11 protein-coding genes are annotated in these 15794 nt (G+C 66.2%); 2 read left to right on the plus strand and 9 right to left on the minus strand.

Features of this window, described 5'->3' with window-relative positions; all coding sequences use genetic code 11:
* Window positions 1–74 precede the first annotated feature (74 nt).
* Window positions 75–776: a diguanylate cyclase domain-containing protein gene (locus DM194_RS17585; RefSeq protein ID WP_246024438.1), complete on the plus strand. Its 702-nt coding sequence runs from the start codon at window positions 75–77 to the stop codon at window positions 774–776.
* Window positions 777–798: 22 nt separating this feature from the next.
* On the opposite strand, the gene DM194_RS17590 is transcribed toward DM194_RS17585, so the two are convergent.
* The 9 genes from DM194_RS17590 to DM194_RS17635 form a co-directional block, all read right to left on the minus strand.
* Window positions 799–2700: an AI-2E family transporter gene (locus DM194_RS17590; protein ID WP_111068877.1), complete on the minus strand. Its 1902-nt coding sequence runs from the start codon at window positions 2698–2700 to the stop codon at window positions 799–801.
* 115 nt (window positions 2701–2815) lie between these two features.
* Window positions 2816–3847 carry an agmatine deiminase family protein gene (locus DM194_RS17595; protein ID WP_111068878.1) on the minus strand — a complete coding sequence of 344 codons (1032 nt, stop codon included), beginning with the start codon at window positions 3845–3847 and terminating at the stop codon, window positions 2816–2818.
* Window positions 3848–4408: 561 nt separating this feature from the next.
* Window positions 4409–5242 carry an ABC transporter permease subunit gene (locus DM194_RS17605; protein WP_111068879.1) on the minus strand — a complete coding sequence of 278 codons (834 nt, stop codon included), beginning with the start codon at window positions 5240–5242 and terminating at the stop codon, window positions 4409–4411.
* A complete protein-coding gene (locus DM194_RS17610) occupies window positions 5239–6171 on the minus strand; it encodes an ABC transporter permease subunit (RefSeq protein WP_111068880.1) in 933 nt (310 codons plus the stop codon). The genes DM194_RS17605 and DM194_RS17610 overlap by 4 nt, the downstream gene beginning before the upstream one ends.
* Entirely contained in the window at window positions 6168–7319 is a 1152-nt protein-coding gene (locus DM194_RS17615) for an ABC transporter ATP-binding protein (RefSeq protein WP_111068881.1), read from the minus strand. Before DM194_RS17615 ends, DM194_RS17610 begins: the two co-directional genes overlap by 4 nt.
* A 99-nt stretch (window positions 7320–7418) precedes the next feature.
* Window positions 7419–8516: an extracellular solute-binding protein gene (locus DM194_RS17620; protein WP_111068882.1), complete on the minus strand. Its 1098-nt coding sequence runs from the start codon at window positions 8514–8516 to the stop codon at window positions 7419–7421.
* A gap of 473 nt (window positions 8517–8989) precedes the next feature.
* A complete protein-coding gene (locus DM194_RS17625; protein ID WP_111068883.1) occupies window positions 8990–9364 on the minus strand; it encodes an EamA family transporter in 375 nt (124 codons plus the stop codon).
* Between the two features lie 41 nt (window positions 9365–9405).
* On the minus strand, window positions 9406–12330 hold the full coding sequence (locus DM194_RS17630; RefSeq protein ID WP_111068884.1) for a UbiA family prenyltransferase: 2925 nt from the start codon (window positions 12328–12330) through the stop codon (window positions 9406–9408).
* Between the two features lie 613 nt (window positions 12331–12943).
* The gene (locus tag DM194_RS17635) at window positions 12944–14287 is read right to left on the minus strand and encodes a glutamine synthetase family protein (RefSeq protein ID WP_111068885.1); all 1344 of its coding nucleotides are present in this window, start codon (window positions 14285–14287) and stop codon (window positions 12944–12946) included.
* 169 nt (window positions 14288–14456) lie between these two features.
* Here DM194_RS17635 and DM194_RS17640 point away from each other — a divergent pair, with 169 nt between their 5' ends.
* Window positions 14457–15737 carry an NAD(P)/FAD-dependent oxidoreductase gene (locus DM194_RS17640; RefSeq protein WP_111068886.1) on the plus strand — a complete coding sequence of 427 codons (1281 nt, stop codon included), beginning with the start codon at window positions 14457–14459 and terminating at the stop codon, window positions 15735–15737.
* The last annotated feature ends 57 nt before the right edge of the window (window positions 15738–15794 follow it).

Genomic DNA, 15794 nt, shown 5'->3' on the forward strand with positions numbered 1-15794 from the left:
GCGGGGCGGTATCCGGTGACGCAAGGGCAACGGGCCTGCCCAGAAGATGGGCGCTGCGGCGGGGAACGGTGGGAATGATGCTGCAGGAACAGAAACTCCGGGACTGGATCGCCCGCCTCGCCGAAAACGAGGACTACGCAGCCCACCCGCTGATGACCGAATTCCGCGCCCTGGCCGACGAACACCTGAAGCTGATGCGCCAGTTGACGAAGATCGCCAAGATCAGCGACCGCATGCAAACCGACACGCGGCAGATGGCCCAGGCGCTGCATGCGGCCTCGCAGACCGATCCGCTGACCGAACTGCCCAACCGCCGCCAAATGGTCGACCGCCTGGAAGCCGAGCTGTGCCGCCTCGGCCGGAACGGTGGCGGTAGCGGCAGCTTCGCCCTAATCATGCTGGACATCGACCATTTCAAGGAGGTCAACGACGCCTTCGGCCATGCCGCCGGCGATCACGTTCTGGTGGAAGCCGCCGGCCTGTTCCGCCGCAATCTGCGTGGGCAGGATCTGTGCGCCCGCTGGGGCGGCGAGGAGTTCCTGATCCTTCTGCCGGAAACGGATCAGCTCCAGGCGGAAGCGGTGGCGGAAAAGCTGCGCGGGCTGATCGCCCACCATTCCATCACCCACCAGGGGCGCAGCATCGCCATCACGCTGAGCCTGGGGGTCGCCGCCTACCGCCCCGGGCGGACCGCAGACGACTGCATCCAGGCCGCGGACGATGCGCTCTATATCGCCAAGCGCGCGGGACGGAACAGGTGGGCTGCGGCGGCGTAAGCCATCGCGATGCCGTCCTTTCTCAATCCGCATCGACCTGCGGCTCGGCGGCGGCCGGTGCCGTAACGCCGATCTGCAACTCCTCCAGCTTCGCCAGGGCGCCGGCCATCCCGGTGGCGACCATGTTGGCATCGGTCTCCGCGCCGGCGCGCTTGGGGACTTCGGCTTCGGGGTGTGCGCTCCATAGGCAAAGCAGGATCGGCACGTTGGGACCGAAATGCAGGCGCAGCCGGTGCAGCAGCCGGCGCGAACTGCCGAGCGACGAGGGGTTGAGGGAGGACAGAACCACCGCGTCGATGCCCGCCGTGCCCAGGCTGGCGACGGCGCGGGCGGACACCTTCTCGGCCGGGATCACGTCGCTGCGGACGCCGCGGCCGGTCAGCAGATAGGCGAGCAGCCCGGCCGCCGCCTCGTCCAGGGTGTTGCGGGCGCCGATGCAGAGCACGCGCGGCGCATCCTCCGGCAGGGTGCCGGATTCCGACAGTTCGTCGAGCAGGCTCGCCATCCCGTCCGCCACCGCCTGACGGCCCTCCGGATTCAGGGTGCCGCGCTGGCGCTCCTGCTCGGCCAGCGACAGGGCGGGCAGCAGCAAGTCGTCCGCCATCTGCACCGGGGTGCCCTTGCCGAGCCTTTCCTCCGCGATCTCGGTCGCCTCGACGGGATCGCGGGCCAGCAGGCGCTGATAGACCTTCGCCTCGTCGGGCAGGACGGGGCGGTCGCCCAGCATCACCTCCAGGAAATGCAGCTGCGGCACATGGCGGCCCAGCACCACGAGGCAGACGGTCAGGGGGGTGGCCAGCAGCAGGCCGATCGGCCCCCACAAGGTCGTCCACACCACCGCCGCGACGATGATGGCGAGGGAGGACAGGCCGGTCGCCGTCCCGTAGAGCCAGGGCTCCACCACATTGTTGGAAAACAGCTCCACCGCCACGAACAATGCGATGCACAGCAGCGGCAGGGTCCAACCGGTGTCGACCGCGAAGGACAGCAGAATGGGAAAGGCCGAGGCGATCACCGGCCCCAGGAAGGGGATGAAGCGCAAAACCGTGGCCAACAACCCCCACAGCAGCGGATTCGGCACGCCGAGCAGCCACAGGCCGACGCCGATCGGAATGCCGTAGGTGACATTGACCACCACCTGCATCAACAGGTAGCGGCTGACCCGCTCGCCCGCATCGTTCATCGCCTCCGTCGTCCGGCTGAGGTCGCCGGACCCGACAAGCCGGATCATGCGGTCGCGCAGATCCTCGCGCTGCAACAGCATGAAGATGGTGAAGACCAGCACCATGCCGGCCGTGGCGATCGGCGTCATCGCCGGGCCTAGGACCCGTTGGACGAGGTCGAAGACACCCGCGTCGGGCTGGTCGAGGCGGACCGGAACCGGTTCCCGGCGCTGCTGACCGGCGGTCGTGCCGGAGGGCTGCGCGGTCGGAGCCGCACTGGCCGCGGGCGGCGCCGGCTGGCCGCCGCCGGTCGCCTTCTCCAACTCCTGCTGCAGGTCGCGGAAGGCTTCGGTCGCCTGCTTCAGCGGGCCGTGGTCCTCGGCCGTGGAGGTCGCGGTGCGCAGGGCCTCGATCTTGGTGTGGATATTGCGTTGGTAGGTCGGCAGATTCTCCGCCAGATCACCAAGCTGGCTGCCCACCACCGCACCGAAGCCGATGATGGCCATGAACACCAGGACCACCACCGCCAGCACCGACGGCACCCGGCCCAGGCGCCAGCGCTCCAGCCGGCTTACGATCGGCGTCAGCACGAAGCCGAGCAGAACCGCCAGCGCGATCGGCATCAGGATGTCCGCCGCCAGATAAAGCGTAACCACGATCAGCGTGATGATCAGCAGGATCGTCTGGGTCGAGGCGGGCGGAGCGGCCTTTGTCACCGCGATAGGGCGTGCCTTCAGCCGGCGGGCGGTGTCCTCGGCCATGGTCTCGGGCTTTCCGGAAAGGAGAATGCCCGAGAAGAACACCGGCCTTGCGGACGCGTTCCCTCTCGCACCGAATACCGGTGACGGAGAGGGAGGCGCCGTCGGAACGCCGCCGTCAGGGAAGCGGCTGCTGCTGGGTGATGCAGTGGATGCCGCCGCCGCCGCGGACGATGTCCATGGCCGCGATCTGCACCACCTCGCGGTCGGGGAAGGCCTTGCGGACGACGCGGTAGGCCTCGTCGTCGGCCGGATCCTCGAAGGCCGGCATGACGATGCCGCCGTTGGCGATGTAGAGGTTGGTGTAGGACAGCGTCAGACGCACGCCGTTCTCGTCGCGGCGGGCGGGCTGCTGGATCGGGATGACCTCCAGCGCGCGGCCCCTGGCGTCGCGGGCGCGCTTCAGCCGGTCGAGATTGTCCTGGAAGGCCTTGAAATTGGCGTCGTGGGGATCGTCGGTGGTGATCGCCATCACCACGCCGGGCCGCACGAACAGCGCGATCTCGTCGATGTGGCCGTCGGTTTCATCGTCCTGATAGCCCTCGCCCAGCCAGATCACCGCCTCGATGCCGAGATGGTCCTTCAGGTTCCGCTCGATCTCCTCCTTCGACAGGCCGGGATTGCGGTTGGGGTTCAGAAGGCATTGTTCGGTGGTGAGCAGCGTCCCCTCCCCGTCCACATGGAACGAGCCGCCCTCCATCACCAGCGGGGCGGAAAAACAGGGGAGCTTGAGGTGGTCGAGGATCAGGCGGCCGACCTGCCGGTCCTTGCCGCAGCCGTCGTAATTGCCGCCCCAGGCGTTGAAGCCCCAGTGAACGCCGGCCAGCCCCCCCTTGCCGTCGATGACGAAGCTGGGACCGGTGTCGCGAATCCAGGAATCGCTGATCGGCAGCGGCAGGATCTGAATGCCGGGACCGCAGGCGAGCGAGGCCTCGGCCACATCCGCCGGGTCGCACACCATCGTCACCGGCTCGAACCGGGCAATGGCCTGCGCGACCTCGGCGTAGGCGTCGCATGCCGCATCGAAAGCGCCCTCCGGCCAGGTTTCCGGCCGGCACGGCCACGCCATCCAGCAACCGCTGTGGCGAGCCCATTCGCCGGGCATGTGAAAGCCTTGACCCGTCGGCGTCGGGGCGTTCGGTGTCGTCATGCGTCGATCCCTCTACCCTTTTGTTCTCTCGCGCACATCCATTGGGCGCACATCCCCCGGCCCATTACGGCGGCGGCACCAACGCTGGCCGACACACCGAATGGTCGGGACATTTTTCATCCCAACCCACCCTAACCACGGGAACGCGCGTTTGGCAATCGCGTCCGCGAAGCGGGCATTTGGCCTGATGGAAGAGAAACTTTTCAAAGGACGCGATCAAGCTTTCGCGTCGGCATGCCGGGAGAGGGAGCCGGCATGAAGTCCGGTCAATAGCCGGACGGCGGGCGCAGGGCGCGGCGGGCGGTAACCGTACGAGTCGTTGAATAAGCGGTAGAAACGGGATTAAAAAATCCGAGCCTCAACAAGGGGAACCACAGGAGTGCACGCATGGCACAGCCTCTTTCGCTGTTGACGATGGTTTCAACATAGCAAAAGAAACGGACGATTGCCATCCGTAGCGGCACGGGTCTGCCGAGCGCGGATGGGTAGGCTGGCGAAAGCGACTGCGGACCGGCCGGCATATGCTTCGGGCCGGTCCGCATCGATTCTCAAAATTGCGAATCAACCATTCTGGATCGCCATTTGCTCGTCACGCTTGCGCTGGCGTTCCTGGCGGGCCAGGACGATGCTGGCGATGAAGATACCGGTCGCCACCACCAGAACCATCAGGGTCGCCAAGGCGTTGATCTGCGGGCTGATGCCGAACTTCACGCTGGAGAAGATCACCATCGGCAGCGTCGTCGATCCGGGACCGGACACGAAGCTCGCCACCACCACGTCGTCCAGCGACAGGGTGAAGGCGAGCAGCCATCCGGCGACCAGCGCCGGGGCGATCAGCGGCAGGGTGATGACGAAGAACACCTTGGCCGGGCGGGCGCCCAGATCCATCGCCGCCTCTTCCAGGCTGCCGTCCATGCCGGCCAGCCGCGACTGGATGACCACCGCGACATAGGACATGGTGAAGGTGGTGTGGGCGATGGTGATGGTGGTGACGCCGCGTCCGCCGGGCCAGCCCAGCCATTGCTCCATCGCTACGAACAGCAGCAGAAGCGACAGGCCGGTGATGACTTCCGGCATGACCAGCGGCGCCGTGATCATGCCGCCGAAGAGTGTCCGGCCGCGGAACCGCCCGAATCGGACCAGCGCCAGACCGGCGCAGGTGCCGAGCAGCACCGCCAGCGTCGCCGACACCGCCGCCACCCGGAAGGACAGCAGGGCCGCGTCCAGCAGCGTGTCGTTGTTGATCAGCTCCGCATACCATTTGGTCGAGAAGCCGCTCCACACCGTCACAAGGCGCGACTCGTTGAAGCTGTAGACGATCAGCAGCGCGATGGGCACATAGAGGAAGGCATAGCCGAACCACAGCGCCCAGGAGAGGAAGCCCAACCTTTTCATCGGCCGGCCTCCGCCTGTTTGCCCTGCACATGCTGGAAGATCATGATCGGCACCACCAGGACCAGCAGCAACGCGATGGCGACGGCCGAAGCCACCGGCCAGTCGCGGTTGGCGAAGAACTCGTTCCACAGCACGCGGCCGATCATCAGCGTGTCGGGACCGCCCAGCAACTCCGGCGTCACGAACTCGCCCACCGCCGGAATGAAGACCAGCAGTGAACCGGCGATGATGCCCGGCAGCGACAGCGGCAGCGTGACCGACAGGAAGGACTTGAAGGGCCGCGAGCCGAGATCGGCCGCCGCCTCCAGCAGGCTGGGATCCATCTTCTCCAGCGTCGAATAGAGCGGCAGCACCATGAAGGGCAGATAGCAGTAGGTCATGCCGATATAGACCGCCCAGTCGGAATAGAGGATCTCCACCGGACCGCTGGTGATGCCCGTCCATTCCAGCAGGTTGCTGATGACGCCGTTGCCCTTGAGGATGCCGATCCAGGCATAGATGCGGATCAGGAAGCTGGTCCAGAAGGGCAGGATCACCAGCATCATCAGCGGCCCGCGCCGCGACGGCTCGGCCTTGGCGATGGCGTAGGCCATGGGATAGCCGATGGCCAGGCACAGCAGCGTGGTGACCGCCGCGATCCGCAGCGAGTTCAGGTAGGCGAGGATGTAGAGATTGTCCTCGCCCAGCCGGAAGTAGTTGCTGATGTTCAGCAGGATCTGCAGCTTCGCTGTCTCGGCATCCTCATCGATCAGCCATTCCACCAGCGACGAATAGGGTGGCTGGGCGATGATCGATTCGGAGAAACTGATGCCGAAGACGATCAGGAACGGCACCAGGAAGAACAGCAGAAGCCACAGGTAGGGGACGGCGACGACCACGCCGCGGCCCCACAGCCCGATCCGGCTGAGGATGGAAAGGACGCTCCTCATTGGGTCAGCACCACGCCGGCGAAGGGGTGCCAGCTCAGGGTCACCTCGTCCTCCCAGGTGATCGGCATTTCGGTGCGGCGGGTGACGTTGGGGGCGGTGACGCGCACCGTCTTGCCGGTCGGCAGCTGCACCAGATAGATCGACACGTCGCCGAGATAGGCGATCTCCCGCACGATGCCGGTGGTCCGGTTGCGGCCGTCGCCGACTGCGACCGGATCCTTCGACAGGGCGATCTTCTCCGGCCGGATGGCGACGGAAACCGGCGACCCGGCAGGCGCCGGAGTGGCGTGGGCGATCAGCAGCTCGCAGCCGGCCTCTTCCGACGCGACGATCACCTGATCGCCGTCGGTCTCCACGACGCGGCCGTCGAACATGTTGATGGAGCCGATGAACTCCGCGACGAAGCGGCTGTGCGGATATTCATAGATCTCGGTCGGCGTGCCCACCTGCGCGATGATGCCATGGTTCATCACGGCGATGCGCGAGGACATGGTCATCGCCTCTTCCTGGTCGTGGGTCACGACGATGAAGGTTACGCCCAGCTTTTCCTGGATGTTGACCAGCTCGAACTGCGTGCGTTCGCGCAGCTTCTTGTCCAGCGCACCCAGCGGCTCGTCCAGCAGCAGCAGCTTCGGCCGCTTGACCAGCGAACGGGCGAGCGCCACGCGCTGGCGCTGGCCGCCGGACAGCTGATGCGGGCGGCGCTTGCCGAAGGCCGACAGCTGGACCATCCCCAGCATCTCCGCCACGCGGTCGCGGATCTCCGCCTTCGCCACCCCGTCCTGCTTCAGGCCGAAGGCGACGTTCTGCTCCACCGTCATGTGCGGGAACAGGGCATAGGACTGGAACATCATGTTGACCGGCCGCTCATAGGGCGGGATGCCGGCCATATCGACGCCGTCGATGAAGATCTTGCCCTCGGTCGGCTGTTCGAACCCCGCCAGCATGCGCAGCAGCGTCGTCTTGCCGGAGCCCGAGCCGCCCAGCAGGGCGAAGAACTCGTTGCGGTAGATCGACAGACTGACCTCGTCCACCGCAACGAAGTCGCCGAACGTCTTCGTCACCTTTTCGATGCGGACATAGGGCGTCTGGCCCGCGTCCTGCCACGGTTCCAGGCGGGTGGGCTTGCGAATCGGCTGACCGGCCATCCGATATCCTCTTTCATGACAACGCCCCGGCCGTTCCCCATCGCTGGGGATCGGCCGGGGCGGGCCGGCGCCACGGAACGGCGCCTCAGGGTGTCCGGCTTACTTGCCGGTCTTGACCTTGGTCCACACGCGGGTGCGCGCGCGGTCGGTGGCCTGCTTGATCTGCTTCAGCGAGAAAAGCTTCACGTCGCTGTTGGCAGGCAGGAAGATGCCGGGGTTCGACTTGATGTCGTCCGCGACCGTCGCCAGCGACGCCGGGACCGCGTTGGCATAGCTGACCTGGTTGGAGATGTTCGCCATGTTGGCCGGGTCGAGCACGAAGTTGATGAACTCGTGCGCGCCGTCCTTGTTCGGCGCATCGGCCGGGATGGCCAGCGTGTCCCACCAGACCTGCACGCCTTCCTTCGGCGTGATGTATTCCACCTTGGCGCTGTTGGCCTCGGCGGCGCGGGCGGCACCCTGGATGGCGTCGCCGTTGTAGGCCATCACGACGCAGGCATCGCCGCCGGCGAGGATGTTGATGTTCTCACCCGTGACGAAGCGCTTGATGTAGGGGCGGACCGCCATCAGCGTCTTTTCGACCTTGTCCAGATCCTCCTTCTTCTCGGAGTTCGGATCCAGGCCGAGATAGTTCAGCACCGACGGGATGACGTCGATGGCCGAATCCATGACGGTGATGCCGCAGGCCGAAACCTTCTTCGCCACTTCCGGGTTGAAGATCAGATCCCAGCTGTCGAGCGGAACGTCGGGAGCGACGGCCTTGATCTTTTCCGGGATGATGGCGATGCCGACGGTCCCGCCGAGATAGGGCACGGAGAACTTGTTGCCCGGATCGGAATTCTCCAGCAGCTTCAAGACCTTCGGGTCGATGTTCTTGTAGTTGGGGATCTTCGACTTGTCGAGCGGCCCCACGACCTTCGCCTGGATCAGGCGCGACAGGGTCGGCTCCGTGGTCGGCACGATCACGTCGTAGCCGGACTTGCCGACCAGCACCTTCTGCTCCAGCAGTTCCAGGCTGTCGTACAGGTCGACCTTCGTCTCAGCGCCCGTGGCCTTGGTGAAGTCGGCGAGGGTCGTCTCACCCAGATAGTCGTTCCAGATGTAGATGTTGACCGGCTTCTTGGCCTGGGCCATCGCCGGGCCGGCGATTGCAATCGCCGCGACCGCGCCGATGAGGCTGAGAGCGAATTTTTTCATGGTTTGCCCCGACCTTTTCGTCTGTGTTGAGGGCGCCGCCACATCCCGACGGCACACCCGGCTCGCGGGCGCTATTGCACCCAGGCCCGGGTGTGTTGTCAACGGTTTGGGTCGAGTTTCAAGTTACCTGCGGCTCATGCCTGCGGCATCGGGGCGAGCCGAAACGAGGGTGGCGGCCGGCCGCGCTGCCAGAAGGCCGAAAAGCCCATCTGGCAGCGCGGCCGGGAAGGCCCAGCCTCTCCCCGATCGATGGCCTGGCAGCCGGCAACCGGGTCGCCCACGCTGAAATTGCATACGGCAGTATTTTCGCTCGCGACTATGCGGACAGTTATATCCATCGCAACTTTCGGGTCAATGCCACAATTGTCGCGGCTTGTTTCCGATCTGAAAGACGAAACGATACAAAACGCTTCCAGACAGAAGCATGCAGTTCCACGGGTGCGGATGGAACCGGCGGTCTCCCGCCACCTCCCTCAGCTCTGCGCCGTCAGCACCACGCCGAGCACGACCAGCAGCGTGCCGATCAGGCGCGTCGCGCTCATGGTTTCGCCCAGCAGCAGGACGCCGAGCGCCAGCGTGACCAGAAATCCCAGCCCGACGAAGGGATAGGCCATGGTGACGTCGACCTTCGCCAGAACGGCCAGCCACACCACCATGCCCAACCCATAGCAGGCGAGGCCGGTCAGGATATGCGGCGTGGCGACGACCGACAGGGCGATGCGGCCCGCCTCCCCCTGCGCCAGGGCGGTCGATACCGCCGGGCTGGACATGCCGATCTTCAGGGAAATCTGGGCAATGGCGGACAGCGTGACGCTCAGCAGGATCAATCCGACGACGGCGATGGGCATGGGAACTCCGGCAGGGTGGCGGAAGACAGGGGGCCGGCTGTTCAGGTCCGGCCGAAGACGAGCACGACGGCGCAGACCAGACCGATGACGAGGCTCCACTTGTCGCGGGCGGCGAACACCACCGGATCGTCGTGCATAACCCCGCGGTGGGTCTGCAGCCACACCCGCCCGATCCAGAAAAGCAGGAGCGGGCAGATGATCCACAGCACCTGCGGATGGTCATAGATGCGCCCGACCTCCGGGCTGTTGATGTAGAGCGCCATCACCAGCACCGAGAGAAAGCCGGCGGACACGCCGATGGATTGCAGGACCGGCATGTCGGCGGTCAGGTAGCCGCGCCCTTCCGCCTGCTCCAGCCCAAGCTTCTGCATGCTGTCCATCTCCGAATAGCGCTTCACCATCGCGAGGCTGAGAAAGAGGAACATGGAGAAGGCCAGCAGCCAGAAGGACGGGACGATGGCCGTCGCCGTGGCGCCGCCCAGCACGCGCAGCGAATAGAGCCCGGCCAGCAGCATCACGTCCCAGATCACGCGGTTCTTGGCGAACAGGTTGTAGAACAGCGACGAGGCGGCGTAGGTCGCCAGCGCCGCCAGGAACAGGGGCGGCAGGGTCAGCATCGACAGGACGACGCTCGCCAGCAGCAGGCCGGGGATCAGCGACAGTCCGAGATCGAGCGGCAGATCACCCGCGGCGAATGGGCGGCGGCGCTTGCGCGGGTGGCGCCGGTCGGCCGGCAGGTCGAGCAGGTCGTTCAGCACATAGATGCTCGACGCGCACAGCCCGAAGGCGAAGAAGGCCGCGACAGCCTGCAGGGTCGGACCGACCTCCCCCAGCTTCTGGCCGGCCAGCAGCGGCACGAAGACCAGAAGGTTCTTCAGCCACTGGTGCAGACGCAGCGCCTTCAGGATCGACAGCAGGCGCGGCCGGCACGGTGTTGCGATGGTCTCCATCGGGCACAGGGTCGCGGCATGGCGCAGCACGGCGGCGGACGCATCCACCGCGATGCCGCGGCGGGCGGCACTCCAGACGGCATAGTCGGCCTCGTCATTGCCGATGTAGTCGAAGACGCCGGACGGAGCCTGCGCCCGGATCGCCTCCAGTTTGCGCTCGCTCTTCAGGTTGATTTCGTCGCTGCTGGCGAGGACCTGATCGAACAGGCCCAGATGGCGGGCGATGGCATCGGCATAGCGGTGGTGTGCGGCCGTGGCCAGCACCAGCCGGCGGCCGCCTTCGCGCTCGGCCCGCAGCCGCTCCAGAACGGCCTGGTTGTAGACCAGACCGGCCGGATCGATGTCCACCCGCCGGGCCAGTTCCGCCTTCAGCCGCGCCTTGCCCCCGGCCAGCCAGACCGGCACCAGCAGTGCGGTCCAGGGCCGCGCCTTGATCAACCCGAACAGGGATTCGTAGAGCAGGTCGGTCCGCAGCAGCGTGCCGTCGAGGTCGACGAACAGCGGGGGCTCCGCGGCGGCCGGCGATGCCGGCATCTCGGCCGCGTCAGCCGCAGAAAACGAGGCGACGTGGGGAACGGCAGCGGGAGCAGCGGCAGCGGCAGGGAAAGCGGCAGGGGAAGCGGCAGGGGAAGCGGCAGTGCCTGCTTCGGCCTCCCCCCGGCCCGGTCCGAGCGTTGCGGTTCGGTCATGCCGGCCGGCCAGCACGAACACCATGCCCAGCAGCATCAGCGTGGCGAAGAACAGGTAGGACTGCAGGATGTTCAACGGCGTCGCCGCCAGCGCATTGACCGGCCAGAACAGCAGGTTGCCGGCCAGGAAAAAGGCGGTCGCCAGCAACGCGAAGGCTCCCGCGGGACGCTTCACGCCGGGCTCCAGCAGGACGAGGAAGGCCAGCGCGAAGGCCGGCAGCAGAATGCCGTAATGATGCACCCAGGCGACGGGCGACCCGGCGGTGAAGCAGATGCCGGCGACCGCGAAGGCGACGACCCGGTCCGGGCCGCGTTCGCGGCGACGCCACAGCAGGCCGAACACGAAGAAGGCGATGCCGGAAAGCTGTGTCGCGATATGCACCGCGGGGTGATAGGGGGCGAAGGCATCCGCCGACCAGTCCAGATTGTTGCCGTTGTACAGCAGGCGGTTGACCAGTCCGTTGACGGTCTGGTTGACGTGATAGCTCTCGCCATGGCGGCCGATGAACAGCAGCACGTCGAGGTAATCGATCATCGGCGCGAAGCCGTAGAGCAGGGTCGCCACCGCCACGCCGGGAACCACCACGGCCGCCCAGCCGGCCGCCATGCGCCAGTCCCCCCGCAGGACCGCCCAGGCCAGGAACAGCGACATCTGCGGCTTCATCAGCGTCGATGCGCCGAGCAGCGCGCCGCACAACACCCGGCGGTCGCGCAGTAAGGCAATGCAGGCGAAGACGAAGGCGGCATTCAGCCAGACCTGCACCTGCCCGAGCGAAAAAGCCTTCAGCACCGGATAGAAGCACAGGGTCGCGGCAAAGCCGAACCCGCCCAGCAATACCTGCGTGATCCGATCCTCGCGCACGCCGGGCAGGCGCAGCCACGCCGCCAGTTCCAGCATCAGGATCGCCATGCCGGCCGCCGTCGCCAGGACGAACAGCAGGTTGATGCGTTGGAACGTGAAAAGGTCCAGCACCCCGAACGCCTGCATCGCTTCCAGCGGCGGAAGCGAGGTCACGGGATACTGGAACTTGATGCGCTGCTGGAAGAACACCCCTTCATAGACGTTATCGCCGGGATGCTCGTGCAGCCAGTTCAGCGCGGCGATCATCGGATCCCAGGAATCGACCGGAATCAGATCCGGATTCTCCAGCACGAACAGGTTCTGGATGTCGGTCAGGTTGCTGGCATGGCCGCCGCGGTGAAGCGCCAGACCGAGAAGGCCGGTGGTCAGCACGACGAACAGCATCGCCAGAACGACGACGCGCTGGATCCGCCCGGCTCGATGGACACCGGTTGGAAGGGATGTGATCGCGGGCTGCATACTCATGCGTGGCCATCCATCGGTTGGGGCGAAACGATGCGTTTCCGCCGGTTCGACAATCCGGCAGAACAAAAAGGGCGCATGCCACCGCGACGCGGCGTGCAATGCCCGCGGCAAATGCAGTCGAGATGCTTGATTATTTTCAAACGAGATAATAAATTGGCCACTGCGGCATCACCGGGTGGCGCCAGAACTTTCCTTTTCTCAGTCCGACGACATGGCTGAAAAATACACCACTGTTTTATTTTGAAAGTCTTCGATTTCGTGTGCCGCCGCCCATAATCTAGATATCCTCAACCTCGCGTTTTTCTGTTTTTCGCCCACGGCCGTGCCGCGCGGATGGGGAATCCGCGGCACCCCATGCCTGGATGGGGTGGGAACGCCTCTCCGCCGGGTTAAGACCTGGGCCGGAAAGCGCCCACAGGCCGGGACGCTCCGCCGGATGTCGGGGAAACCGGGCCGGATGGCCTCACGAAAGGGGAATCGGCCGGCGCAAGGCGGCAGACGGCGGCCGGGCTTGGCCGGAGAGGAAATGCGCAGGAGCCGGAATTCGGATACGTAAAGGGGCGGCCTGCGGAAACCCCGCCGGCCGCCCCTGTCGTCTGCCGGAGCGTTCGGATCAGACGTTCAGCAGCAGGTTTTCCCGCTCCCACGAGCTGATGACGCGGTTATAGGCCTTGTACTCCGTCTCCTTCACGCAGGTGACGGCGTCGATGAAGCGTTCGCCGAGGATTTCCTTCAGCGGCTTGCAGGCGTTGAACTTGGTCAGCGCCTCCGACTGGTGGCGCGGCAGGGTGAAGGCGAGGCGATAGGCCGATCCCTTGATCGGGTCGTTCGGCTCCAGCCCCTGGGTCATGCCGATGAAGCCGCAGGCGAGCGACGCGGCGATGGCGAGATAGGGGTTGGCGTCGGCGCCGGCCACCCGGTTCTCCACCCGGCGGGCGTCGGGCTGCGACACCGGCACGCGCAGGCCGGTCGTGCGGTTGTCGCGGCCCCAATGCACGTTGATCGGCGCATCGGAGTTCGGGACCAGCCGGCGGTAGCTGTTGACGTTGGGCGCCAGCAACGGCATCGCGTAGGGCAGGTATTTCTGCAGGCCGGCGATATGCGACATGAACAGGTCGCTGTCGGTGCCGTCCGGGTTGGCGAACAGGTTGCGGCCGGTATCGGTGTCCACAACCGACTGGTGGATGTGCATGGCGCTGCCCGGTTCGCCCTGCATCGGCTTCGCCATGAAGGTGGCGTAGACCTGATGGCGGATCGCCGCCTCGCGCGCCGTGCGCTTGAACAGGAATGCCTGATCGGCCAGTTCCAGCGCGTCGCCGTGGTTGAAATTGATCTCGATCTGGGCGGCGCCGGCCTCGTGGGTCAGCGTGTCGATGTCGATGTCCTGCTTTTCGCAGAAGTCATAGACCGCCTCGAAGATCGGATCGAATTCGTTGACCGCATCGATGCCGAAGGCCTGCCGGCCGCTCTCCATCCGGCCGTTGCGCCCGACCGGCGGCACCAGCGGGTAATCGGGATCCTTGTTGACCTGGACCAGGAAGAACTCCAGTTCCGGCGCCACGATCGGCTTCCAGCCGCGATCCTCGTACAGCGCCAGAATGCGCTTCAGGACATGGCGGGGCGAGACGTCCACCGGGCGGCCGTCGGCATAGACGCAATCGGTGATCACCTGCGCCGTCGGCTCGTTGTACCAGGGGACGAAGCGGATCGTGCGTTCGTCCGGGATCATGTAGATGTCGGAATTCTCGTCCGAGGTGATGTCCTCGTCGTCGGGGAACTCACCGGTCACGGTCTGGACGAAGATCGCCTCTGGCAGGCGCAGGCCACGGTCGCGCAGGATGCGGAGGAACTTCTCGGCGGGAACGATCTTTCCCCGCGCTATGCCCGACATGTCTGGCACCAGACATTCGACTTCGGTAATGCGGTTCTTCTTGATGAAGTCTTCCATAAAACCCATGGGTATGGCGGACCGCTCCGGACGATGGGCAGCCCCCTCCGTGCTGTGGACGACAGCGACACTATGACGCCGTTCCGGCGGACCGCGCCAGAGGGTTCCGCATGACCGTTTGGTGAAACACCCGCCTTTCCATTGACCTCCCCCATCGGCAAGGACTTAACTGCCCCCCATGCCGAAAGCCTCATACCTGAACAGCTGGTACGCGGCCTCCGCCGCTCCCCGAGCCGACCGCCCGATCCTGGAGGGGGAGGTCGCCTGCGACGTCTGCATCGTCGGCGGCGGCTATACCGGCCTGACCGCGGCGCTGGAGCTGGCGGAGCGCGGCTTCGACGTCGTGCTGCTGGAGGCGGAGCGCTGCGGCTGGGGCGCTTCGGGCCGCAACGGCGGGCAGATCATCACCGGCTACAACAAGCCGATGGCGACGATCGAGGGTTGGGTCGGCAAGGAGGATGCCCGCCGCCTGTGGGAGTTCGGGGAGGAGGCCAAGGCCCAGCTGGCCGAGCGGGTGGAGCGCCACGCCATCTCCTGCGACCTGACCTGGGGCTTCGCCTATGCCGCGTTGAAGCCGCGCCACATGCAGGACGTCGCCGCGCTGGAGCGCGAGATGCGCGACGGCTACGGCTATGACCGGGTGAGGCGGCTGGACCGCGCCGGCATCCGCGCGCATGTCGGCAGCGATGCCTATATCGGCGGCCTGCTGGACGAGGGCAGCGGCCATCTGCACCCGCTGAACTACGCGCTCGGCCTCGCCCGCGCCGCCGACGCCGCCGGGGTGCGCATCTTCGAGAACAGCCGCGCCACCGCCATGGACAGCGGGCCGAAGCCCTGGGTCGGCACCGGGCGCGGCCGGGTGACGGCGAAGCACCTGATCCTGGCCGGCAACGCCTATCTCGGCGGGTTGTCGCCGCCGCTCGACCGCAACATCATGCCGGTGGCGACCTACATGATCGCCACCGAACCGCTGGGCGAGGAGCGGGCCGCCGCGCTGCTGCCGACGAACATAGCGGTTTCGGACATGAAATTCTCGCTCGACTACTTCCGCCGGTCCGCCGACCACCGGCTGCTGTTCGGCGGCGGCGTCAGCTATTCCGGGGTGGACGCGCCGGGGCTGAAGCAGGGGATGCGGCAGAAGATGCTGGCGATCTACCCCGAGCTGAAGGACGCCCGCATCGATTACTTCTGGGGCGGGCGGGTCGCCATCACCATGAACCGCATGCCGCATCTCGGCCGGCTGTCGCCGACCACGCTGTTCGCCCACGGTTATTCCGGCCATGGCGTGGCGCTGGCCGGCATGGCCGGGCGGGTGATGGCGGAGGCGGTCGGCGGCAGCGCCGGGCGTTTCGACGTGTTCGCCCGCATCCCCCACACGCCCTTCCCCGGCGGGCGGCGGTTCCGCACCCCGGCACTGGTCCTCGCAATGATGTGGTTCCGTCTGCGAGATCTGCTGTAGTCTGAGGCAATCCGCAGTTTCCTTCCCTCCCCGCTCCTTCATACCGCCGAGTACCGC

It is taken from the genome of Azospirillum ramasamyi (assembly GCF_003233655.1).
GTDB lineage: Bacteria > Pseudomonadota > Alphaproteobacteria > Azospirillales > Azospirillaceae > Azospirillum > Azospirillum ramasamyi.

Coding starts and splice junctions, on each gene's coding strand:
- DM194_RS17620 (WP_111068882.1), bottom strand. CDS start 8,516: ATGAAAAAATTCGCTCTCAGCCTCATCGGCGCGGTCGCGGCGATTGCA.
- DM194_RS17610 (WP_111068880.1), bottom strand. CDS start 6,171: ATGAGGAGCGTCCTTTCCATCCTCAGCCGGATCGGGCTGTGGGGCCGC.
- DM194_RS17595 (WP_111068878.1), bottom strand. CDS start 3,847: ATGACGACACCGAACGCCCCGACGCCGACGGGTCAAGGCTTTCACATG.
- DM194_RS17615 (WP_111068881.1), bottom strand. CDS start 7,319: ATGGCCGGTCAGCCGATTCGCAAGCCCACCCGCCTGGAACCGTGGCAG.
- DM194_RS17605 (WP_111068879.1), bottom strand. CDS start 5,242: ATGAAAAGGTTGGGCTTCCTCTCCTGGGCGCTGTGGTTCGGCTATGCC.
- DM194_RS17590 (WP_111068877.1), bottom strand. CDS start 2,700: ATGGCCGAGGACACCGCCCGCCGGCTGAAGGCACGCCCTATCGCGGTG.
- DM194_RS17630 (WP_111068884.1), bottom strand. CDS start 12,330: ATGAGTATGCAGCCCGCGATCACATCCCTTCCAACCGGTGTCCATCGA.
- DM194_RS17635 (WP_111068885.1), bottom strand. CDS start 14,287: ATGGGTTTTATGGAAGACTTCATCAAGAAGAACCGCATTACCGAAGTC.
- DM194_RS17585 (WP_246024438.1), top strand. CDS start 75: ATGATGCTGCAGGAACAGAAACTCCGGGACTGGATCGCCCGCCTCGCC.
- DM194_RS17625 (WP_111068883.1), bottom strand. CDS start 9,364: ATGCCCATCGCCGTCGTCGGATTGATCCTGCTGAGCGTCACGCTGTCC.
- DM194_RS17640 (WP_111068886.1), top strand. CDS start 14,457: ATGCCGAAAGCCTCATACCTGAACAGCTGGTACGCGGCCTCCGCCGCT.